This window comes from Pseudomonas sp. LAMO17WK12:I5, from assembly GCF_900215165.1.
Lineage (GTDB): Bacteria > Pseudomonadota > Gammaproteobacteria > Pseudomonadales > Pseudomonadaceae > Aquipseudomonas > Aquipseudomonas putida_A.
Map to the genome: position 1 here is coordinate 147562 of NZ_OBDS01000013.1, position 19576 is coordinate 167137.

At 57.9% G+C, this 19576-nt stretch carries 21 protein-coding genes; 10 read left to right on the forward strand and 11 right to left on the reverse strand.

All coding sequences use genetic code 11. From position 1 onward, the window contains the following. Nucleotides 1-9 precede the first annotated feature (9 nt). The gene (locus CRO59_RS22945; protein WP_097090163.1) at nucleotides 10-1302 is read right to left on the reverse strand and encodes a hypothetical protein; all 1293 of its coding nucleotides are present in this window, start codon (nucleotides 1300-1302) and stop codon (nucleotides 10-12) included. Between the two features lie 200 nt (nucleotides 1303-1502). Beyond that, on the reverse strand, nucleotides 1503-1916 hold the full coding sequence (gene arfB, locus CRO59_RS22950; protein ID WP_097090164.1) for an alternative ribosome rescue aminoacyl-tRNA hydrolase ArfB: 414 nt from the start codon (nucleotides 1914-1916) through the stop codon (nucleotides 1503-1505). 146 nt (nucleotides 1917-2062) lie between these two features. On the opposite strand from arfB, the gene queC reads away from it, so the two are divergent. Continuing rightward, nucleotides 2063-2761 carry a 7-cyano-7-deazaguanine synthase QueC gene (gene queC, locus CRO59_RS22955; protein WP_097090165.1) on the forward strand — a complete coding sequence of 233 codons (699 nt, stop codon included), beginning with the start codon at nucleotides 2063-2065 and terminating at the stop codon, nucleotides 2759-2761. A gap of 62 nt (nucleotides 2762-2823) precedes the next feature. Here queC and CRO59_RS22960 read toward each other — a convergent pair whose 3' ends face one another. Together CRO59_RS22960 and CRO59_RS22965 are read right to left on the reverse strand one after the other, a co-directional pair. Then, nucleotides 2824-3699: a queuosine precursor transporter gene (locus tag CRO59_RS22960; protein ID WP_027613965.1), complete on the reverse strand. Its 876-nt coding sequence runs from the start codon at nucleotides 3697-3699 to the stop codon at nucleotides 2824-2826. Next, nucleotides 3683-4288, reverse strand: a complete 606-nt coding sequence (locus CRO59_RS22965) for a helix-turn-helix transcriptional regulator (RefSeq protein WP_027613966.1) — start codon at nucleotides 4286-4288, stop codon at nucleotides 3683-3685. Before CRO59_RS22965 ends, CRO59_RS22960 begins: the two co-directional genes overlap by 17 nt. 570 nt (nucleotides 4289-4858) lie before the next feature. On the opposite strand from CRO59_RS22965, the gene glyA reads away from it, so the two are divergent. Beyond that, a complete protein-coding gene (gene glyA / locus CRO59_RS22970; protein WP_097090166.1) occupies nucleotides 4859-6208 on the forward strand; it encodes a serine hydroxymethyltransferase in 1350 nt (449 codons plus the stop codon). Nucleotides 6209-6263: 55 nt separating this feature from the next. Here glyA and CRO59_RS22975 read toward each other — a convergent pair whose 3' ends face one another. After that, nucleotides 6264-7685 carry an amino acid permease gene (locus CRO59_RS22975; RefSeq protein ID WP_027613968.1) on the reverse strand — a complete coding sequence of 474 codons (1422 nt, stop codon included), beginning with the start codon at nucleotides 7683-7685 and terminating at the stop codon, nucleotides 6264-6266. 893 nt (nucleotides 7686-8578) lie between these two features. Here CRO59_RS22975 and CRO59_RS28795 point away from each other — a divergent pair. After that, nucleotides 8579-8716: a hypothetical protein gene (locus CRO59_RS28795; protein WP_003222780.1), complete on the forward strand. Its 138-nt coding sequence runs from the start codon at nucleotides 8579-8581 to the stop codon at nucleotides 8714-8716. Between the two features lie 71 nt (nucleotides 8717-8787). Next, nucleotides 8788-9753, forward strand: a complete 966-nt coding sequence (locus CRO59_RS22980) for a leucyl aminopeptidase (aminopeptidase T) (RefSeq protein WP_027613969.1) — start codon at nucleotides 8788-8790, stop codon at nucleotides 9751-9753. A gap of 198 nt (nucleotides 9754-9951) precedes the next feature. Here the strand turns inward: CRO59_RS22980 and rluB are convergent, their stop codons facing one another. The 6 genes from rluB to CRO59_RS23010 form a co-directional block, all read right to left on the reverse strand. Continuing rightward, on the reverse strand, nucleotides 9952-11166 hold the full coding sequence (gene rluB, locus CRO59_RS22985; RefSeq protein WP_027613970.1) for a 23S rRNA pseudouridine(2605) synthase RluB: 1215 nt from the start codon (nucleotides 11164-11166) through the stop codon (nucleotides 9952-9954). Nucleotides 11167-11308: 142 nt separating this feature from the next. Then, nucleotides 11309-11500: a DUF1289 domain-containing protein gene (locus CRO59_RS22990; RefSeq protein WP_047292462.1), complete on the reverse strand. Its 192-nt coding sequence runs from the start codon at nucleotides 11498-11500 to the stop codon at nucleotides 11309-11311. A 143-nt stretch (nucleotides 11501-11643) separates the two neighbouring features. After that, nucleotides 11644-12621 carry an SMC-Scp complex subunit ScpB gene (gene scpB, locus CRO59_RS22995; RefSeq protein ID WP_097090167.1) on the reverse strand — a complete coding sequence of 326 codons (978 nt, stop codon included), beginning with the start codon at nucleotides 12619-12621 and terminating at the stop codon, nucleotides 11644-11646. An 11-nt stretch (nucleotides 12622-12632) separates the two neighbouring features. Beyond that, complete coding sequence (locus CRO59_RS23000) at nucleotides 12633-13331, reverse strand: ScpA family protein (protein WP_171061841.1); 699 nt, start codon at nucleotides 13329-13331, stop codon at nucleotides 12633-12635. A gap of 123 nt (nucleotides 13332-13454) precedes the next feature. Continuing rightward, the gene (locus CRO59_RS23005; RefSeq protein ID WP_007966016.1) at nucleotides 13455-14084 is read right to left on the reverse strand and encodes an L-threonylcarbamoyladenylate synthase; all 630 of its coding nucleotides are present in this window, start codon (nucleotides 14082-14084) and stop codon (nucleotides 13455-13457) included. A gap of 13 nt (nucleotides 14085-14097) precedes the next feature. Then, nucleotides 14098-14961 carry a PHP domain-containing protein gene (locus CRO59_RS23010; protein WP_097090168.1) on the reverse strand — a complete coding sequence of 288 codons (864 nt, stop codon included), beginning with the start codon at nucleotides 14959-14961 and terminating at the stop codon, nucleotides 14098-14100. Between the two features lie 87 nt (nucleotides 14962-15048). Here CRO59_RS23010 and CRO59_RS23015 point away from each other — a divergent pair, with 87 nt between their 5' ends. The 6 genes from CRO59_RS23015 (at nucleotide 15049) to CRO59_RS23040 (ending at nucleotide 19573) form a co-directional block, all read left to right on the forward strand. After that, nucleotides 15049-15645 (forward strand): septation protein A, encoded by a 597-nt coding sequence (locus CRO59_RS23015; protein ID WP_097090169.1) that lies wholly within the window; start codon nucleotides 15049-15051, stop codon nucleotides 15643-15645. A 1-nt stretch (nucleotide 15646) separates the two neighbouring features. Continuing rightward, the gene (locus CRO59_RS23020; protein ID WP_097090170.1) at nucleotides 15647-15946 is read left to right on the forward strand and encodes a YciI family protein; all 300 of its coding nucleotides are present in this window, start codon (nucleotides 15647-15649) and stop codon (nucleotides 15944-15946) included. A 297-nt stretch (nucleotides 15947-16243) separates the two neighbouring features. Continuing rightward, nucleotides 16244-16654, forward strand: coding sequence for a translation initiation factor 2 (locus tag CRO59_RS23025; protein WP_041073068.1), 411 nt, complete (start codon nucleotides 16244-16246; stop codon nucleotides 16652-16654). A 7-nt stretch (nucleotides 16655-16661) separates the two neighbouring features. After that, nucleotides 16662-17339: a response regulator transcription factor gene (locus CRO59_RS23030; protein WP_097090171.1), complete on the forward strand. Its 678-nt coding sequence runs from the start codon at nucleotides 16662-16664 to the stop codon at nucleotides 17337-17339. A gap of 263 nt (nucleotides 17340-17602) precedes the next feature. Next, nucleotides 17603-18052: a Spy/CpxP family protein refolding chaperone gene (locus CRO59_RS23035; protein WP_097090172.1), complete on the forward strand. Its 450-nt coding sequence runs from the start codon at nucleotides 17603-17605 to the stop codon at nucleotides 18050-18052. A gap of 180 nt (nucleotides 18053-18232) precedes the next feature. Further along, on the forward strand, nucleotides 18233-19573 hold the full coding sequence (locus CRO59_RS23040; protein ID WP_097090173.1) for a cell wall metabolism sensor histidine kinase WalK: 1341 nt from the start codon (nucleotides 18233-18235) through the stop codon (nucleotides 19571-19573). Nucleotides 19574-19576 lie beyond the last annotated feature (3 nt).

Here is a 19576-nt window from a genome sequence, read left to right on the forward strand (position 1 = left end):
TTTTATACGCTAACCATGCAAACGGAAAATGGCGAAGCTACCGTTCTCTCTATTTTTACTGGATACAAACACAATTTTTCGATCTTCCTGGACCGCGAGATCGTGAATAATCTGGTCTTTTGGAAATACAACCTTTCCAACATTACCAAACCCCTCGTCCCAACCCATGTCTTGTTCAAGACTGGCAATAAATGCCTGACTATCCGACCCGCCACGCAAATAAGCATAACCTGCTACCACAACGGTTGATTTCAAATTATAGAGTGCTGCTTTCGTCATATAGATATCGCTGAAATCATCAGTGATAAATCCTCCCCATCCTTGTTTGCCAAAAAGGTCATCTTCCTCACCATTCGACCCACGACGTTGAAGCTGGAGAAACAGATACTGCGGAACTCCATTATCCGAAGTACCTACAATATAAAACTTATCGTCACGTTTCAGAATCACATTTTTAACCGAAGGTACTCCATCATAATAACCTCCGGCCCCAAAACTGGAGTCAAGATCACCACGGGCATCATACCGGCCAACAAACCAACGTTTATCACGCAGACCGTCTGACGCGGCGACAACATAACCATTCCCTTGGCGAAACATATCCTGTCCTATGACTAAAACAGACGGACCTCGAGAAACCAATCGGTACCCGCCATTACCGAACGTTTCGTCCAACCCACCGTTATTTTTTAACTTGACCACAAACGCCCTATCGAAAAATCCTCTGTCGTCAAGCGTGGTCAGAAGCAAAACGCCGCCATCGTCCAATAATTCCATAGTTCCGTGGTAGTCGCGGCCTTTATCCGCCAGAGGCTGCTTCAGCTTTGGAACATCTGAACTTGCAGGAACAACCTCTTTCAGATCCAGACTCCACAACATGACGCCTTTGCTGCCAAACCCTTCATCAATCTCCCCATTCAAATCGAATCGAGCCAGGCCGGTAGCACGATTAAAGCCATCTTTACGAGCGAAGAACCCCAACACATACTTGCCATGAACACTATCAAACTTCACGCTATAGGGCTGCGGCAAATCCCACCCAGGAAAAAACTCCGAGAGTTTAAAAAAAACACTACCCGCTTTTCCGAAACTCTCGTCGATACCTCCTTCCTCATCAAGCATGCACAGGTAAATCTCTTGCCGCTCCTCGTCAGTTGCTGCGCAAAGAATCCTGTTCGGTTCTGAGAGAAGAGTGACGACCCGAGGCTGAAGCCTCTGACCTTGTTCTCCGTATAAAACGACCTCACTGCGCACACCAAAATCAGTATCAGGAGTACCACGCACAACATTTAAGTTATTCATTTACTTTTGCTCAATCAATGAAAAGAGAGTTCAGTAAACGTGTAACAGCAATCCGGCACACCTGTCAGATATGACAGTCATGTAGACCAATTAGTTATAAAAGAGTCGTTCAATGTCCGGAAATTGATTTAAGTTGAGAGGTGCGTAATGGATACAATGCCCGCTCCGGATGAAATGGAACAACTCCATGACACCAACCCTTAAAAATCCACCTTGCCGCGCCCGGCCTTGATGCTGCCGCGCTTAGTCTTGGATTCGAGCCGGCGCTTCTTCGAGCCGAGGGTCGGCTTGGTCGGGTGGCGCTTCTTTTCGACCTTGGTGGCGCTGAGGATCAACTCGGTCAGACGCTCCAGCGCATCGGCACGGTTGGCTTCCTGCGTGCGGTACTGCTGAGCCTTGATGATCAGCACGCCATCGCTGGTGATGCGACTGTCAAGCAGCGCCAGCAGCCGTTCCTTGTAGAACTCGGGCAAGGACGAGGCCGGAATGTCGAAGCGCAGGTGCACGGCGCTGGAGACCTTGTTGACGTTCTGCCCACCGGCGCCTTGCGCGCGGATGTACGTCAGTTCGATCTCGGCATCCGGCAAATGCACGTTGTTGGAAATCACCAGCATGGAAAAAAGTCCGAATTCAGAGCGTGCAGGATACCGCGATTAACCACCTAGCAGGTCTCCTGCGGCCATGCGCAACTTCTTGCATCAATCGTTTCGCGTTATGATCCCCAGCGAAAATTTACCAGTTCAATGCAGGAAGCATAAGCATGAGCAATAAAGCAGTTATCGTTTTTAGTGGCGGACAGGACTCGACGACCTGTTTGATCCATGCACTGAGCCACTATGACGAAATTCATTGCATCACGTTTGACTATGGTCAGCGTCATCGCGCGGAAATCGAAGTCGCGCAGCAACTGGCCAAACAGCTCGGCGTGACCGTGCATAAAGTGATGGATGTATCTTTGCTGAATGAGCTGGCCATCAGCAGCCTGACTCGCGACAACATCCCGGTTCCGACGGTTAATAGTTCTGGCGAAAGTCTGCCAAGCACCTTTGTGCCGGGAAGAAACATCCTGTTTTTGACCCTCGCCTCTATTTACGCCTATCAGGTACAAGCCAGAACGGTCATCACCGGGGTTTGCGAAACGGACTTCTCGGGCTATCCGGATTGCCGGGACGAGTTCGTCAAGGCACTGAACAAAGCCCTTGAGCTGGGCATGGATTACCCATTGAAACTTGATACTCCGCTGATGTGGCTGAACAAGGCGGAAACCTGGGCACTGGCCGATCATCACCATCAGCTTGATTTGGTTCGCCACCAGACACTGACCTGCTACAACGGCATAACCGGTAGCGGATGTGCAAATTGCGACGCTTGCAATCTTCGCGCAAAAGGACTCAATGAGTTTCTGGAAAACAAGGATGAGGTGATGAACAGCTTGAAAACGAAGCTGAATCTGCAATAAAGCACCCAACATACAAAAATGCGCTCACTTGAAAATTTCGAGTGAGCGCATTATTTAATCCATCAAGCCTGACTACCCGTCAGATACCTCTTGAACAATGACCTGGCACCGTATGCCGGCATGATATTGAAGAACGCAAAACCGACCTTTATCGCGATCTGGACGTAAATCATGCTGAGTATCGCGCTGTTCTCCATCGTCCCGTAAAAGGCGATGTAGCAGAAAAGAAAACTGTCGATTATCACCGCAAACAAAGTACTCAGAAACACCCGCAAAAAGAGAAACCGGGAGTTGGTCAGTTCTTTGATTTTGCACAACAGATAAGAGTTTATATTTTCCGACACCAGAAACGATACAGACGAAGCTACCAGCACCGACGACAGCTGACTGATCACATCATTGTAAGGCCCGTCGAGCTTCCACCCGGGTAGCCCGGGAAGGTACGTAGTCATGGCCAGCAAAATGATAATGGCCGCATTACTGATGAACGCGAAGAGTATCGCCTTGCGCGCCAACCGGAGGCCGAAGGTTTCATTCAGCAAGTCGACGATCAAAAACGTCAGCGGATACAGGAAAGTACCCGGCGTTACGACAATATCAAAATATTCCAGATAGATAGGCTTGGTCGCCGCAATGCTGGTAAAAATATAAAGCGTGAACAGCATCAGGTTCAGAATGATATAAATCATCCAGGAGCTCTCATGCCGATCATTTATTTCATAAGCGGTAAGCGACCCTCCCTGGGAGTAGAATTTCTTGTACAGATTCTTTACTTCTATCTTGTTCAGATTATCCATAATCTCACTATTCAACACTTCACTCAGCTTTATTTTAATTATCTTGCCTGTCGCAATGACCATGATCACCGCCAGGCTTTTTCCGTTTTCGAACCCCAACAGCTTATATTTGGTGTTTTCCCTTTCAACGCTGCAATCCATTAAATCGTTCCTCGATTATATCCCCGACAACACAAACACTCTCCAGCGCAAGATCAACTTCAGTTGTTATGAATAACCTTTTACTGACCTTGTCATACACCAGTTTTTCCTTGTCGATGCTTGCCGCGCCTTTCTGCACGATCAGCAGGTCGCCCGGTTCATTCATGCCACTGACTTCATTTTCCAGCAGGACGCCTATCAAATTGAAGGACGTTCCGAAATAGTAAGTCAGTGGAAAAATCGTCGCCAACTCGCCGATTCGCTTATCCAGATTCTGCAGAAGCAGACTTTCCTTGATGACAGGCACTGCCGCCGGGTTCATGTTGCCCTGCGGCGAGATGCTGCTGTCGATGATTTCCTTTTCTTCAAACGAGATCGTCTCTATCTCTTCGTAGGACACTCCGAAAAAGTCGGAAATCTTGCGCACAGTGGACTGCTGTACGTTGACCACTTTACCTTCAAGAATGTTGTAGATCGTGGTTCGGGTCAGTCCACTGGAATTACATAACGACAGCTGCGTTTCCCCACGACTCTTTATCAGGTACTTGATATTGTTCTTCAGATTCTCCGATCGTTCTCTTCTGTGCATGGAATGCTTACCGTCTTTTATAAAGGCAATTTGAAAATACCCCTCGAATCATCATTCAGGGACTCAACAGGCCCACTAGGAAATAGTTATACGGGTATTAGAGCCGCGGCAGATCATAGCATTCCCCCTCCCTGATTTCGGCATAAACATAGTGTGAACAACACCGCTGGTGTGAACCAGAAAGAACAATTCGAATTCTTTACTGACCCGTTAGTTCTGCTTATCGGCCAGCAGAATCTCGTGAATAGCGATCCTTCCCGCCTGCAGTTTTACACCCTGAGGCCCTGAGAAAAGAATCATTTTATTTGAACAATGTTCATTTTTCTGATTAATTTTCTGGTGTTCCGCCGTGAAAAACCTATGATGCGTCGGGCAACCGGGCTGTCGGCAGCGACCGCAGTCAGCAGAAAACGGGTCGTCGATACAGAGATTAGTTTGCGCGCACTGCCGCGAAAACAAGGAATCCGCTGTATCCGGTCGGGCAAGGGCAGAAACGCACGCACCCTCCGGTAAAACCAAGGAAGTCGCGCTCGTTCGCAGCGCGCTGCACACAGGGAAGGAATACAGACAATGGCAGTCCATACCGAACCGCTCATGAACCAGGCTGATCTGCTGCAACGGGGCCTGGCGGATCTGTGGGCGCAAGACGCCGAACTGGCAGGGATCCTCGACGCGGAAGTTGCCCGTCAGCACCAGGTGCTGTCGCTGGTCTCCTCCTCTTGCGCCGTCAGGCCCATGACCCTGGCCGCCTCCGCTTCGGCACTGGTCAATGTGACGGCCGAGGGGCTGCCCGGCAGACGTTACGGCGGCGGGTGCGAAAACGTCGATCTGGTCGAAGCGCTTGCCATCCGCAGAGCGCGGGAACTGTTCGATGCCCAGTACGCAAGCGTGCAATCGCATTCGGCATCAAACGCCAATTACCACGTGCTGACCGCCCTGCTCGAACCAGGCGATACCTTGCTGGGAATGGGCGTCAAATACGGCGGCCATCATACCCATGGCAGTTCCACCTCATTCGCCGGCATTTACTACAAGGCGATTCGGTACGGCACGACTTCAGCGGGGGTCATCGATTACGACCAGGTGCGCAAACTGGCGCTCGCCCATCGCCCACGCATCATCATGTGCGGCGCGACGGCGTACTCACGGGTCATCGATTTCCAACGATTTCGCGAGATTGCCGATGAAGCCGGCGCCATCCTGCTCGCCGATATTTCGCATATCGCCGGACTGGTTGCCACAGGGCGGCATCCCAGTCCGATCGACGTCGCACACGTCACCACCACCTGCACCCACAAACAACTCATGGGCCCGCGCGGCGGTCTGATCCTTTCGGGTCAAGCGGCGAACACCAAGGTGCCCGGCTTGAGGACGACATTCAGCCGCGCCCTCGACCAGGCCGTTTATCCGCGAATGCAGGGCGCGCCTGCCGTCAACATGATCGCTGCGAAGGCGGCGGCTCTGGCTTACGCAAAGTCCACGGAGTTCGACAGAAGCATGGGGCGGATTCGCAGCACGGCTGACGAGTTCGCCAGCGCCTTTCAGGCTCACGACTACGAAGTCGTCGGCGGGGGCAGTGAAAACCATACGGTATTGATTCGGTTGCGTGGCGGCATCACCGGCGCCATTGCCGAGTCGGCGCTGGAGCGTTGCGCAATTATCGTGGACAAATATCGTGTACCGGGCGAGACACGCCCTTCACTCATTACCAGCGGTCTGCGCATCGGCACGGGCTCCATCGCGCAGCGCAGAATCGATCCGCAGGGATGTCGCCAGATCGTCGATCTGATCTGCCGGATCCTCGACAGTGTGAGACCGATCAGCGAGCAGGATTACCTGCTGGAACCGGCCTTGCGCGAGCAATTCCGGTTGCAGACCGAAGCGTTCTGCACAGCCCATCCCATCGCCGAATACGTCTGACGGCAAATAAAAAAACCCGGCACATTGGCCGGGTTTCTCACTTTCTGCGTCTGGCTTACTTCGCGGCAGAACCCGCCGCGTGCAGCGCCTGCTGCGCCCCACGCTTGTTCTTGATCACGTAGCAGACCCACATGAACACGACCCACACCGGAATCGCGTACACCGAGATCTGGATGCCCGGGATCAGCAGCATCACGCCAAGGATGAACACCACGAACGCCAGGCAGATGTAGTTGCCGTACGGGTACCACAGCGCCTTGAACAGTGGTGTCTGCTGCGTCTTGTTCATGTGCTGTCGGAACTTGAAGTGCGAGAAGCTGATCATCGCCCAGTTGATCACCAGCGTTGCAACCACCAGCGACATCAGCAGTTCCAGCGCCTGCTGCGGGATCAGATAGTTGAGCAGCACGGCCACCAGCGTGACCGCTGCCGACGCCAGGATCGAACGCACCGGCACGCCGCGCTTGTCGATCTTCGCCAGACCTTTCGGCGCATCGCCCTGCTCGGCCATGCCCAGCAGCATGCGGCTGTTGCAGTAGGTGCCGCTGTTGTACACCGACAATGCCGCGGTCAGCACCACGAAGTTGAGGATGTGCGCAGCGGTGTTGCTGCCGAGCATCGAGAACACCTGCACGAACGGGCTGCCGCTGTACGAATCGCCGGACGCGTTGAGGGTTGCCAGCAGGCTGTCCCAAGGAGTCAGCGACAGCAGGATCACCAGCGCGCCGATGTAGAAAATCAGGATGCGGTAGATCACCTGGTTGATCGCTTTCGGGATCACGGTTTTCGGCTTGTCCGCTTCGGCTGCAGTGAAACCGAGCATTTCCAGACCACCGAAGGAGAACATGATGATCGCCATGGCCATCACCAGGCCGCTGACGCCGTTGGGAAAGAACCCGCCGTGCGACCACAGGTTGCTGACCGAGGCCTGCGGGCCGCCATGGCCGCTGACCAGCAGGTAGCTGCCCAGCGCGATCATGCCGACGATCGCCACGACCTTGATGATCGCGAACCAGAATTCGGCCTCCCCGAAGACTTTGACGTTGGCCAGGTTGATCGCGTTGATCAGCACGAAGAAGGCGGCGGCGGTGACCCAGGTCGGGATGTCCGGCGCCCAGTAGTGGATGTACTTGCCGACCGCGGTCAGCTCCGACATGCCCACCAGAATGTACAGAATCCAGCAGTTCCAGCCCGACAGGAAACCGGCAAAACCGCCCCAGTACTTGTGCGCGAAATGGCTGAAGGAACCGGCCACCGGCTCTTCGACGATCATCTCGCCGAGCTGGCGCATGATCATGAAGGCGATGAAGCCGCAGATGGCGTAGCCGAGGATCATCGACGGGCCGGCGGATTTCAGCACCCCGGCCGAGCCGAGGAACAATCCGGTACCGATCGCGCCACCGAGGGCGATCAGTTGAATATGGCGATTTTTCAGGCCGCGTTTCAGCTCGCCTGATTGCGAGTTTTGTCCACTCATGAAAAAGGTCCCACGCAAGGTTTGATGATGTTCAGTAGACGTTGCTGCAAGGTTGCGATTTCAGACAACCCCGATCAAACCCCAGCGCAAGCACCAGGAATTCAGCGTTTTTACAACGGTCATGCGTCACCTGTTTGTTTTTATCTGTGACGAAATCGAACCCGACACGCTTGTGACGTGGCGGAGTGAACAAGGCGGATAACCTTGAGGTTTGCGCGATTACGCAGAGGGTCACAGTTAAAACGCGGCGCATTGTACACCGCTAACCCCCTGCTGCCAGACCCCGCTGGATCAGCGTGGCGCTTGCCGGGATTGCGTGGGTCCGCCTCGAGACACTCGGGCGGCTGCAAAAATTGAGTCAGGCCTTTGCAGGCCATCGACGGGGACGAGGAAAAAAACGTCCCACGGAGAGAAGTGGAGATCGATCACGGCGTTCATTGCGCCTCCTTCTTGTTATGCACCTGCACGACAGGCATGAGGCGCATCTCACCCTGCAAACAGCGCTGAAACAAGCGCGCCAGAGCCCTGCGCGACGCCTTTGCAGCCGGGCTTCGGCAGGTTTTCCTTACAGCGTCTGCAGAGAGGTAAATCCACTGGGCTTTACCGGTGTTTTCGTAAACTTTTCTTTACGAGGCGTAACGCAGATTTTCCATTTCGGAAAATTCTGTAGGACGTCTGCAAATTGACGGTAGCAAGCTTGCTAATGAAAGGTGCCGCTTAGTTTTTTGTTTTCAAATAAGAAATCCGCCGCTTAAAAACAGAATAAAAAGTTTATTTAAATTTTAAATAAATAATTTTTTGCATTACAAAACACCCTGAACTAGGTTCTTCACGTCTTGCCGGCCAACTCGACCGGCCAGTCATAACTGTGAAAGTCATCTAGGAGATCGACCATGCAAGCACTGGAAAAAGACCTGGACACCGAACTGCAACTGGACGAATGGTTCGAAGCACCGACCCATGAGGCGGCTGTGGAAATGATGCAAGCCGACGCGGTGGTTCCGTTCGGCACGGCGATGTGGCCTCTGTAAGACATCCCCGGGCAGGCACGATCCGGCCGGTCGTGCCTGCCGCTTTCTTCACGGTCAGTCAGGGAGGACTCATGGATAAGCCCCGCGCGATCTCGCATTTCCTTTACTACCTCGAACATCACCCTGCCCTTGCCGGTCTCGATTCAGCGAAGGTACTGCTCGGCCACACCGCCGATTACGAAGCCCTGACCGGCGCCATCGCCGAACAGGCCGGCGATCATCCCCGCTTCACGTTCAGTGCCCGTCGCCTGGACCTGGAAAGCACCGCAACGCTGACCGCGGCGATTGCCGACAGCGATCTGTACATTTTCTTCTACGACTCTTCCACCCTGCCCAACCCGCGCCCCGACGGCCCGGAGTTCGTTCGCGCCCTGCAGGGCGTGATGGCGGAAAACTGGAAGAAGTCGCTGCTGTTCAAGGATTACGGCGACTATTTCTACGACACTTTCAGCGTCACCCCGCAGCGCATCGCCGGGCTCAACAGCCACTTGATCCAGCGCATGTCCCAGGCCACCACACTAAGCTTTACCGACGAACATGGCTCGCGGTTCGAAACACCGCTGAGCAGCATCAAGAAGTGGACCGACATCAACGGCGTCGGCAACTTCGACCTGGCCCCCGGCGAAATCGCCACCCACAGCGAAGCCATCAACGGCCATGTGAAATTCAAGGGCACGTTCCTCAGCACCATCCCGTTTGCACGCAAGTACGGCGTGCTGGAGTCGCCACTGGAACTGTGGATCGAGAACTCGACCATCAGCCGCATCGCCACCGATGTGCCGGGGCTGGAACACGACTTCAACAAATACCTGGACGCCAACCCGTCAAACCGACGCATCGAGGAATTGGGGATTGGTACCAATGAAGGTGTGAAAGATCTGTATGCGCGCAATGCCGGGTTCGAAGAGCGGCATTGTGGGTTGCATCTGGGACTGGGCGGTGGGGCCAAGGGCAGTCATCACCTGGACCTGATCTTCTCCGGCGGGGTGTTGGCGCTGGATGACAAGCCAGTGTTTGATGGGCGGTTTGTGTTTTAGGCGATTGACGCCTTCGCGAGCAGGCTCGCTCCCACAGGAGATTTGTGTTCGACGCCGATCCAATGTGGGAGCGGGCTTGCTCGCGAAGAGGCCGGCTCAGGCAACACAATACTTTCGCCAGACGAAAAAAAACGCCAACCCTGCGGTTGGCGTTTTTTGCTTTAGCTCGAAGCTTGCCGCTCAAAGCTCACAACTGCTTTATTCCGGCTTCTTGCGACCGAAACCCGGACGCTGACCGGAACCGGCCGGAGCACCACGACGCTTGCCCGACGGCTTGTCGCCGTCGACCAGTTTGATCCCCGGACGCTTCGGTGCAGGCTTGGCCGGACGCTTGTTGGTGGTGTCGGCAGGACGATCCGCCACCGGCGTACCGCGACCGGCCGGCGCACGACCTTCGCCACGCTCGGTACGACCACGCGGAGCGCGCTCGCCATCCGGACGTGCAGCCGGCTTGCGACCCGGACGCTCGCCTTCGATCTGCGGCTCACGGCTCGGACGCGGACCGGTCGGCGCGCCAGCGGCTGGACGCAGGGTACGCACGCGCTCGGTCTTGGCCATCGGCCGCGACGATTTACGCTGCATACGCTCCAGCTTGTCCTTGCTCTTGGCGTTGAGTTGCGGCATTGCCACCGGGGTCAGGCCGACTTCGGCGCTGAGCACGTCGACTTCGTACTGGCTCATTTCGCGCCAGCGGCCCATCGGCAGATCAGAGTTGAGGAACACCGGACCGAAACGCACGCGCTTCAGACGGCTGACCACCAGCCCTTGAGATTCCCACAGACGACGAACCTCACGGTTACGACCTTCCATCACCACGCAGTGGTACCAGTGGTTGAAGCCTTCGCCGCCCGGCGCCTGTTGAATGTCGGTGAAACGCGCCGGGCCGTCTTCCAGTACCACGCCGGCCTTCAGGCGCTCGATCATTTCGTCGTCGACTTCACCGCGTACACGCACGGCGTACTCACGGTCCATCTCGTAGGACGGGTGCATCAGACGGTTGGCCAGCTCACCGTCGGTGGTGAACATCAGCAGACCGGTGGTGTTGATGTCGAGACGACCGATGTTGATCCAGCGGCCTTCTTTCGGACGCGGCAGCTTGTCGAACACGGTCGGACGGCCTTCCGGGTCGTCACGGGTGCAGATCTCGCCATCGGGCTTGTTGTACATGATCACGCGGCGTACCGACTCGGCAGCCTCTTCGCGCTTGATCACCTTGCCATCGATGGTGATGGCGTCGTGCATGTCGACGCGCAGGCCGAGGGTGGCGTCTTTGCCATTGACCTTGATCCGGCCCTGGCTGATCCAGGCTTCGACGTCACGGCGCGAGCCAACGCCGATACGGGCGAGGACTTTCTGCAGTTTTTCGCCTGCTGGGCCGATTTCCTGGTCGTCTTGCTGATTGATGTCACTCATCTGGGCACCTCCCGGTGTGGTCTGTTCAGGCAACGCCTGAAGCATTGAAATCTGGTTTTCGGGCGAAGGGATCGCCGAAGGGTCGCGAATCATACGCGGATGTGCGCCATCGCGCATCAGAGACTAGCTGATCGATCGCCAGTTATTTCTTTTTCCGCCGACCGGCGCCACCAAGTTTGATCAGGCGCAGCGCGGCTTCGGCCAGCACCGTGCGCTTGTCGTCCTTGTCGAGTTTCTTCCAGGCACGAATCTCGCGCTTGCTGCGGCCACAGCCGAGACAGATGTCGTCGCTGAACTTGCAGAGGCTGATGCACGGGTCTTTGGTGGAACTCATAGCTACTCCAGAACGACACAACTCCCTTGTAGGAGTGAGCCTGCTCGCGATAGCGGTGTGTCAGTCGACATCTTTGCCAGATACACCGCTATCGCGAGCAGGCTCACTCCTACAGGGGGGCTGCGGTGTTAAGCGGATCGGGGTCAGTCCTCGAACTCGCGGCGTTCGGCCTCGATGGCTTCCGCCAGCGCACGGGCTTCGGCTTCTTCTTCGCTCAGCTCGGGTTCGGGCGCTGGCACCGGTTGTTCGAGGGCGGCGACGGCGGCCAGGAGTTTTTCCCGGGCTTCGGCAACGCCAAGAATGTCCTCTTCCGGTTCGGCTTCTGGCTCGGTCTCGAGTTCAACTTCAATCGCCGGCTCGACGGTCTCGACTTCCGGCTCAGTCGTCGACGCTTCACCATCCGCAGCATCGCGCAACAAATCATCGAAGTCGGTCTTGATCCCCTCCTCCATGCTGTCCAGCTCCAGCAGCAAGGTGTGGAAACTGGTTTCTTCCTTCGGCTCTTCCGGCTCGGCGCTGGCGTCGGCCTGTTCCTGCAGGCCCTGCGGCACCGGTGCGTCGTCGAAATCGAGGACTGGCTCGGTTTCCATCTCGCGCAGTTCGGCCAGCGGTGGCAAGTCTTCGAGGTTTTTCAGGTTGAAATGATCGAGAAACGCCTTGGTGGTGGCGAACATCGCCGGTTTGCCCGGCACGTCGCGGTAACCGACGATGCGGATCCACTCGCGCTCGATCAGCGTCTTGACGATGTTGGTATTGACCGCCACGCCCCGCACGTCTTCGATCTCGCCCCGGGTGATCGGTTGACGATAGGCAATCAGCGCCATGGTTTCCAGCAGCGCGCGGGAATAGCGCTGCGGACGTTCTTCCCACAAACGTCCGACCCACGGCGAAAACTTCTCGCGGATCTGCAGGCGGTAGCCGGAGGCGACTTCCTTGAGCTCGAACGCGCGGCCCTCGCAGGACTTGGCCAGCAGGCTCAGGGCTTTCTTGAAGACCGGCGGTTCGGGGCGCTCGCCCTCTTCGAACAGTTCGTAGAGACGTTCAAGCGATTGCGGTTTTCCCGAGGCCAACAGAAAGGCTTCAAGCAGGGGCGCCAGCTCGCGGGGTTCAGTCAGGTTCATGTTTCGACTCGTTATTCGGCTCGGGCTCGCACGTGGATCGCGGCGAACGGCTCATTCTGCACCAGCTCGACCAAGGATTCCTTGACCAGCTCAAGGATTGCCATAAAGGTCACCACCACGCCGAGGCGACCTTCCTCGGCGGTGAACAGCTCGACGAACGGTACAAAACCGCCGCCCTTGAGCCGTTCCAGCACATCGCTCATGCGCTCGCGGGTCGACAGTGCCTCGCGACTGACCTGGTGGCTCTCGAACATGTCGCCCCGGCGCAGCACTTCGGCCATGGACATCAGAATCTCTTCCAGCGCGACATCCGGCAACAGCTTGCGCGCCCGGGCTTCCGGGGCGTCGAGTTTGGGCACCACCACGTCGCGACCGACCCGGCTCAGGCCGTCGATGCCTTCGGCGGCAGCCTTGAAGCGTTCGTATTCCTGCAGGCGACGGATCAGTTCGGCGCGCGGGTCGTCCTCTTCGTCTTCGACGGTTTCGGCGCGCGGCAGGAGCATCCGCGACTTGATCTCGGCCAGCATCGCCGCCATCACCAGATACTCGGCGGCCAGCTCCAGACGCACCGACTGCATCAATTCGACATAGCCCATGTACTGGCGGGTGATTTCCGCCACCGGGATGTCGAGGATGTTGATGTTCTGTTTGCGGATCAGGTACAGCAGCAAGTCGAGCGGGCCTTCGAAGGCTTCGAGAAACACTTCCAGCGCATCCGGCGGGATGTACAGGTCCAGCGGCATTTCCGTGACCGCCTGGCCATAGACCATGGCAAACGGCAGTTCCTGCTGGGCGCCGGCCTGGGGATCGACAACGGTCTCCACTGCGGACATTCAGGCCTCGACCATGAACGGCGCGGGGTCGCCGCAACCGACGCGGATCACTTCCGGGTCGTCGCCGGTCAGGTCGATCACGGTGGACGCCTTGATCCCGCCGAAACCGCCGTCGATGATCAGGTCCACCTGGTGTTCGAGCAATTGACGCATTTCGTACGGATCGCTCAGCGGATCTTCATCGCCGGGCATGATCAGGGTCACGCTCATCAGCGGCTCGCCGAGTTCGGCCAGCAACGCCAGGGCAATCGGATGGCTCGGCACCCGCAGGCCGATGGTGCGTTTCTTCGGATGCAGCAGCAGACGCGGCACTTCGCGGGTGGCGTTGAGGATAAAGGTGTAAGGCCCCGGCAGATGCGCCTTGAGAATGCGGAAAGTGCCGGTGTCGATCTTGGCGTAGTTGCCCAGTTGCGACAGGTCGCTGCAGATCAGCGCGAAGTTGTGCTTCTCGTCGAGCTGGCGCAGACGGCGCACGCGCTCGATCGCGGTCTTGTCGCCGATCTGGCAACCGATGGCGTAGGAAGAGTCCGTGGGATAAATCACCACCCCGCCCTTGCGGATGATCTCGACCGCCTGTTTGATCAGGCGCGCTTGCGGGTTTTCCGGATGGATCTGGAAAAATTGACTCACGTTTTCTACCTGTTCAGACGGCGGCAATATCTGTGTCATGTTTGAACCGACACCACAGGGGTGGAAGGTCCTCGGGAACCGGCCGGTACTGGCCAATCTCGGACCAGCCTCCAGGGCCATGGAAATCACTGCCGGCGCTGACCAGCAGACCGAACTCGCGGGCAAGGATTGCCAGGCTGCCGACCTGTTCCGCGGGCTGATGGCCATTGACCACTTCGATTGCATGCCCGCCCGCTTGAATATAGTCGGCAATCAGCTTTCGGCGCTTGCTGCGGGTGAAATCGTAGTGCCATGGATGCGCCAGACTGACCCACGCCCCGGCGGCGCGCAGGGTGCCGACGGTGTCTTCCAGCGTCGGCCAGTGTTGCTTGACGTCACCCAGCTTGCCGGCGCCGAGCCATTTGCGGAATGCTTCGGCGCGATCCTTTACAAAACCTTCACGCACCATCCAGTCGGCGAAATGCGGACGGGCCGGGGCGTTGCCGCTGTCGCCCAGCTCCTGCTGGATCTGCCGGGCGCCGTCGAGGGCACCGGGCATACCTTTGAGGCCGAGCTTGCGGCTTATTTCTTCCGACCGCAGCCAGCGGCCATCGTGCAATCGGGCGATCGCCTCGACCAGTGGCGCGGCGTTGACGTCGAAACCGTAGCCCAGCACGTGGATGGTCGCGCCGCCCCAGGTGCAGGACAGTTCGACGCCATTGACCAGTTGCATGCCCAGTTCTTCGGCGGCGCTGCGCGCTTCGGCGAGGCCTTCGAGGGTGTCATGATCGGTCAACGAAAGGATTCGCACGCCGTTTTCGAACGCACGCACAACCAGAATCGCTGGCGCCAGGGCGCCATCGGAGGCCGTGCTGTGGCAATGCAAATCAACATTCACGGGGAGTTGTAACCTCAAATCAGCTGGCGCTATCGCGCGCCCATATGTTTGTTATTATGCCGCCACATCCAGCTTCTGGCTCTCACTGTGAAACAATTCATCGATTTCATCCCGCTTCTGCTGTTTTTCATCGTTTACAAACTTGATCCACGGGTTGTCGATATCACCGGTCACGAAGTCACTGTAGGTGGTATTTACAGCGCCACGGCGATGCTGATCATCAGCTCCCTGGTGGTCTACGGCGCGTTGTTCATCAAACAGCGCAAGCTGGAAAAGAGCCAATGGCTGACCCTGATCGCCTGCCTGGTGTTCGGCAGCCTGACCCTGGCCTTCCACAGCGAGACCTTCCTCAAATGGAAAGCCCCGGTGGTCAACTGGCTGTTCGCCCTGGCCTTCATCGGCAGCCACTTCATCGGTGACCGCCTGCTGATCAAACGCATCATGGGCCACGCGCTGACCCTGCCGGATCCGGTCTGGACCCGCCTGAACATCGCCTGGATCGCCTTCTTCCTGTTCTGCGGCGCTGCCAACCTGTTTGTGGCATTCACCTTCCAGAGCATCTGGGTCGACTTCAAGGTGTTCGGCAGCCTGGGCATGACCGTGCTGTTCCTGGTCGGTCAGGGCATCTACCTGTCCCGCCATCTGCATGACGCCGATACCACAACGCCAAAAACCGAGGACTGACATGCTTTACGCAATCATTGCCACCGACGTCGCCGACTCGCTCGAAGCCCGCCTCGCCGCGCGCCCGGCCCACCTCGAACGCCTGCAAGTGCTCAAGGGCGAAGGCCGCATCGTACTGGCCGGCCCGCACCCGGCGGTCGACAGCAATGATCCGGGCGCTGCGGGTTTCACCGGCAGCCTGATCGTCGCCGAATTCGACTCCCTGAGCGCCGCCCAGGCCTGGGCCGACGCCGATCCGTACATCGCCGCCGGCGTGTACGCCAACGTGATCGTCAAGCCGTTCAAGCAAGTCTTGCCGTAACCAAGGAATGTGGAGGGGCTCTGTGGCGAGGGGATTTATCCCCGATGGTTGCGCAGCAACCCAAAGCCATCCAATGCGGTGTGCCTGACACACCGCATGCTCCCATTTCAGGTCTGCTTCGCTGCCCATCGGGGCGGTGCGACGTTTCGCTGAATCCCCTCACCACAACAGCTCTCTCGCCACACTCAACCCACTCCAAGCACTGAACCTTCCCGCTTCTCACCGCTCTCAATCGCTCATTATTCTCGTTTGCCTGCCGACAACCTGCCCAATATCCATTTGCAAGCAGGAATCGCAATGCGCAAAGGTCCGTTGTGTCTGATGTGGGTCACGTTGACGATCATGGCGCCCGCCCATGGTGAGGAAACCACCGAAAGCGGCAGCTCCACGCCATTGTCGTTAAGTGCCGGCAGTCAGATTACCGAACTGCAGCAGCGCCTGAAGGCCAGCGAGCAGCAGCGGGAAGAACTGAGCAAACAACTGCAAAATGCCGATAACACCCGCGAAAGCGCCCAGCTTGCCCGGTTGCGTCAGGAGAACCAGCGCCTGAAGCTGCAACTCAAGGAAGCCCAGGCCAGTCCATTGCCGCGTCTGTTGACCGAACAGCAGCAATGGTTCGTCACCGGCGCCGGGGTAGCGCTATTGGCGCTGCTGTGCGGTATCTTTGCCAGTGGAGCAAGCCGAAAACGTCGGCAATGGCTAAATTGAGTGAGTCATGAGCGAGCTGTTACTGATTGATGATGACCAGGAGTTGTGCGAACTCCTGAGTAGCTGGCTGAGCCAGGAAGGCTTCCAGGTACGCGCCTGCCACGATGGCCAGAGCGCGCGCAAGGCGCTGGCCGAATCGGCGCCTGCCGCTGTGGTGCTGGACGTGATGCTGCCCGACGGCAGCGGTCTGGAGCTGCTCAAGCAATTGCGCAGTGAACACGCCGACTTGCCAGTGCTGATGCTCTCGGCCCGTGGCGAACCGCTGGATCGCATCCTCGGTCTGGAGCTGGGCGCCGACGATTACCTGGCCAAACCCTGCGATCCGCGTGAACTCACCGCGCGCCTGCGCGCCGTGCTGCGCCGCAGTCACCCGGCTGCCGTGTCGACCCAGCTCGAACTCGGCGACCTGAGCTTCAGCCCGGTGCGCGGCGTGGTCAGCATCGACGAGAAAGAACTGACCCTCACCATGTCCGAAAGCCGTTTGCTCGAAGCCCTGCTCAAGCAGCCCGGCGAACCGCTGGACAAACAGGAACTGGCGCAATTGGCCCTCGGCCGCAAGCTGACCCTGTACGACCGCAGCCTCGACATGCACGTCAGCAACCTGCGCAAAAAGATCGGCCCCCACCCCGACGGCCGCCCGCGGATCGTCGCCCTGCGCAGCCGTGGTTATTACTACAGCCTGTAAACCGTTTGCTTCTCTGTGGCGAGGGAGCTTGCTCCCGCTGGACTGCGCAGCAGTCCCTCGTTTTTGATTTGAAAAGCGAGGGGCCGCTTCGCTGCCCAGCGGGAGCAAGCTCCCTCGCCACAGGCGGATTGCCAGAGATATTTGTCAGGTCGGGATCGAAGCGTCTTTACCCAAGCTTTACGCAGCGCTGACCGCCGCTGACCTTGATCTCCGTAATCTGAACTCATCCGGAACGTACCGGGAACGAGACAAGGAGATACACCATGCGCAAGACTCTTATCGCTCTGATGTTCGCTGCCGCTCTGCCAACCGTCGCCATGGCCATGCCACAGGATGGCGGCCCGATGGGTGGCCCGCTCGACGGCCCACGCCACGGCGGTCAGATGCACGGCGAGCACGGCAAAGGCCCGTACAGCCAACTCGACCTGTCTCGCGAACAGCGTGATCAGATCCGCAAGATCATGGGCGAGCAGATGCACGAACGTCGCCAGGTGGTCGAGAAGTACCTGGAAAAACTCTCGCCGGCGGATCAGAAAGCCATGAAGGACGAGATCGCGGCCAACCACAAGAAAGCCGAAGCTGACGTACGCAACCTGTTGAAACCGGATCAACAGAAGAAATTCGACGAGATCCAGAAGAAACAGGCTGAACGCCGCGCCGAATGGGCCGAGTTCAAGGCGTGGAAAGCGCAACAGCCGCAAAAGGCGCAATAATGCGATAACCTCGGACCCGACGGCTAAACGCCGTCGGGTCTGTTGCCACTCAATCCAAATGTGGGAGCGGGCTCGCTCGCGAATGCGGTGTATCAGACAAAGAGATGTTGACTGACACACCGCATTCGCGAGCAAGCCCGCTCCCACATCGTTGGGTTTTTGTTTGATTGGGGATTTTCTGTGCGTTCATTGTTCTGGCGTATTCTTGCGAGCTTCTGGCTGGCCATCGCTCTGGTGGCGGGGCTGTCGATCCTGCTCGGGCACATGCTCAACCAGGACGCGTGGATTCTCAGCCGCCATCCGGGCCTCAACACCCTGGCCGCCGAATGGACGCAAACCTACGAAGCCCAAGGCGAAGACGCCGCGCAGGACATCCTCGAACAGCGCAAACGCCAATATCACATCGATGTCCAGGTGCTGAACGAAAGCGGCGACCCGGTGGTGCGTGGCACCTTCCCGCGTCGCGCCGCCGCCTTCGAAGCCCGGCAGAACAACGATGACCGACGCCTGCCCTGGCGGCGCCTGACCGACGAATTCACCAGCGAAAAAACCGGCGACACCTATCTGTTCATCTTCCGCATCCCGCACCCGGAGCTCGACGCCTGGCACCGCGAAAGCCTGCTCTGGCCGCTCAGTGCGCTGGGCATTGCGCTGGTGGTGCTGACCCTGTTCAGCCTGCTGGTGACCTTCTCCATCACCCGCCCGCTCAGCCGTTTGCGCGGCGCGGTGCATGATCTGGGGCAGACCACCTATCAACAGAACAGCCTGGCGAAACTGGCCAACCGCCGCGATGAGTTCGGCGTGCTGGCCAACGACTTCAACCGCATGGGCGCGCGCCTGCAAAGCCTGATCGGCAGTCAGCGCCAGTTGCTGCGCGATGTGTCCCACGAACTGCGTTCACCTTTGGCGCGACTGCGGATTGCGCTGGCACTGGCGGAACGGGCCAACCCCGAAGAACGGGAAAAGCTCTGGCCACGCCTGACCCGCGAATGTGATCGGCTGGAAGCGCTGATCAGCGAAATTCTGGTGCTGGCGCGAGTCGATGCCGACAACGCCAGTGCCGAAGCGGTAGACCTGAACGCCCTGCTCGGCACCTTGCAGAAAGACGCGCAACTTGGCTCGCCGGAGCAGACCGTGCGCCTGGATGCCGAACCACACCTGACGCTGACCGGTTGGCCAACCATGATCGAGCGCGCCGTCGACAACCTGCTGCGCAACGCCCAACGCTTCAACCCGGTGGGACAGGCAATCGAAATGCAGGCCACGCGTCAGGGCGAACGGATTGTGGTGAGCGTGCGCGACCACGGCCCGGGTGTGCAGGCCGAGCACCTGAGCCAGCTGGGCGAACCGTTCTACCGGGCGCCGGGGCAGACGGCGGCCGGGCATGGTCTGGGCCTGGCGATTGCCAGGCGCGCGGCGGAGCGGCATGGCGGGAGTCTGCTGCTGGCCAATCATCCTGAGGGCGGGTTTGTCGCCAGCCTGGAATTGCCGTTGGTGCCGGGCGCCGTCGTGCAACCCTGATCA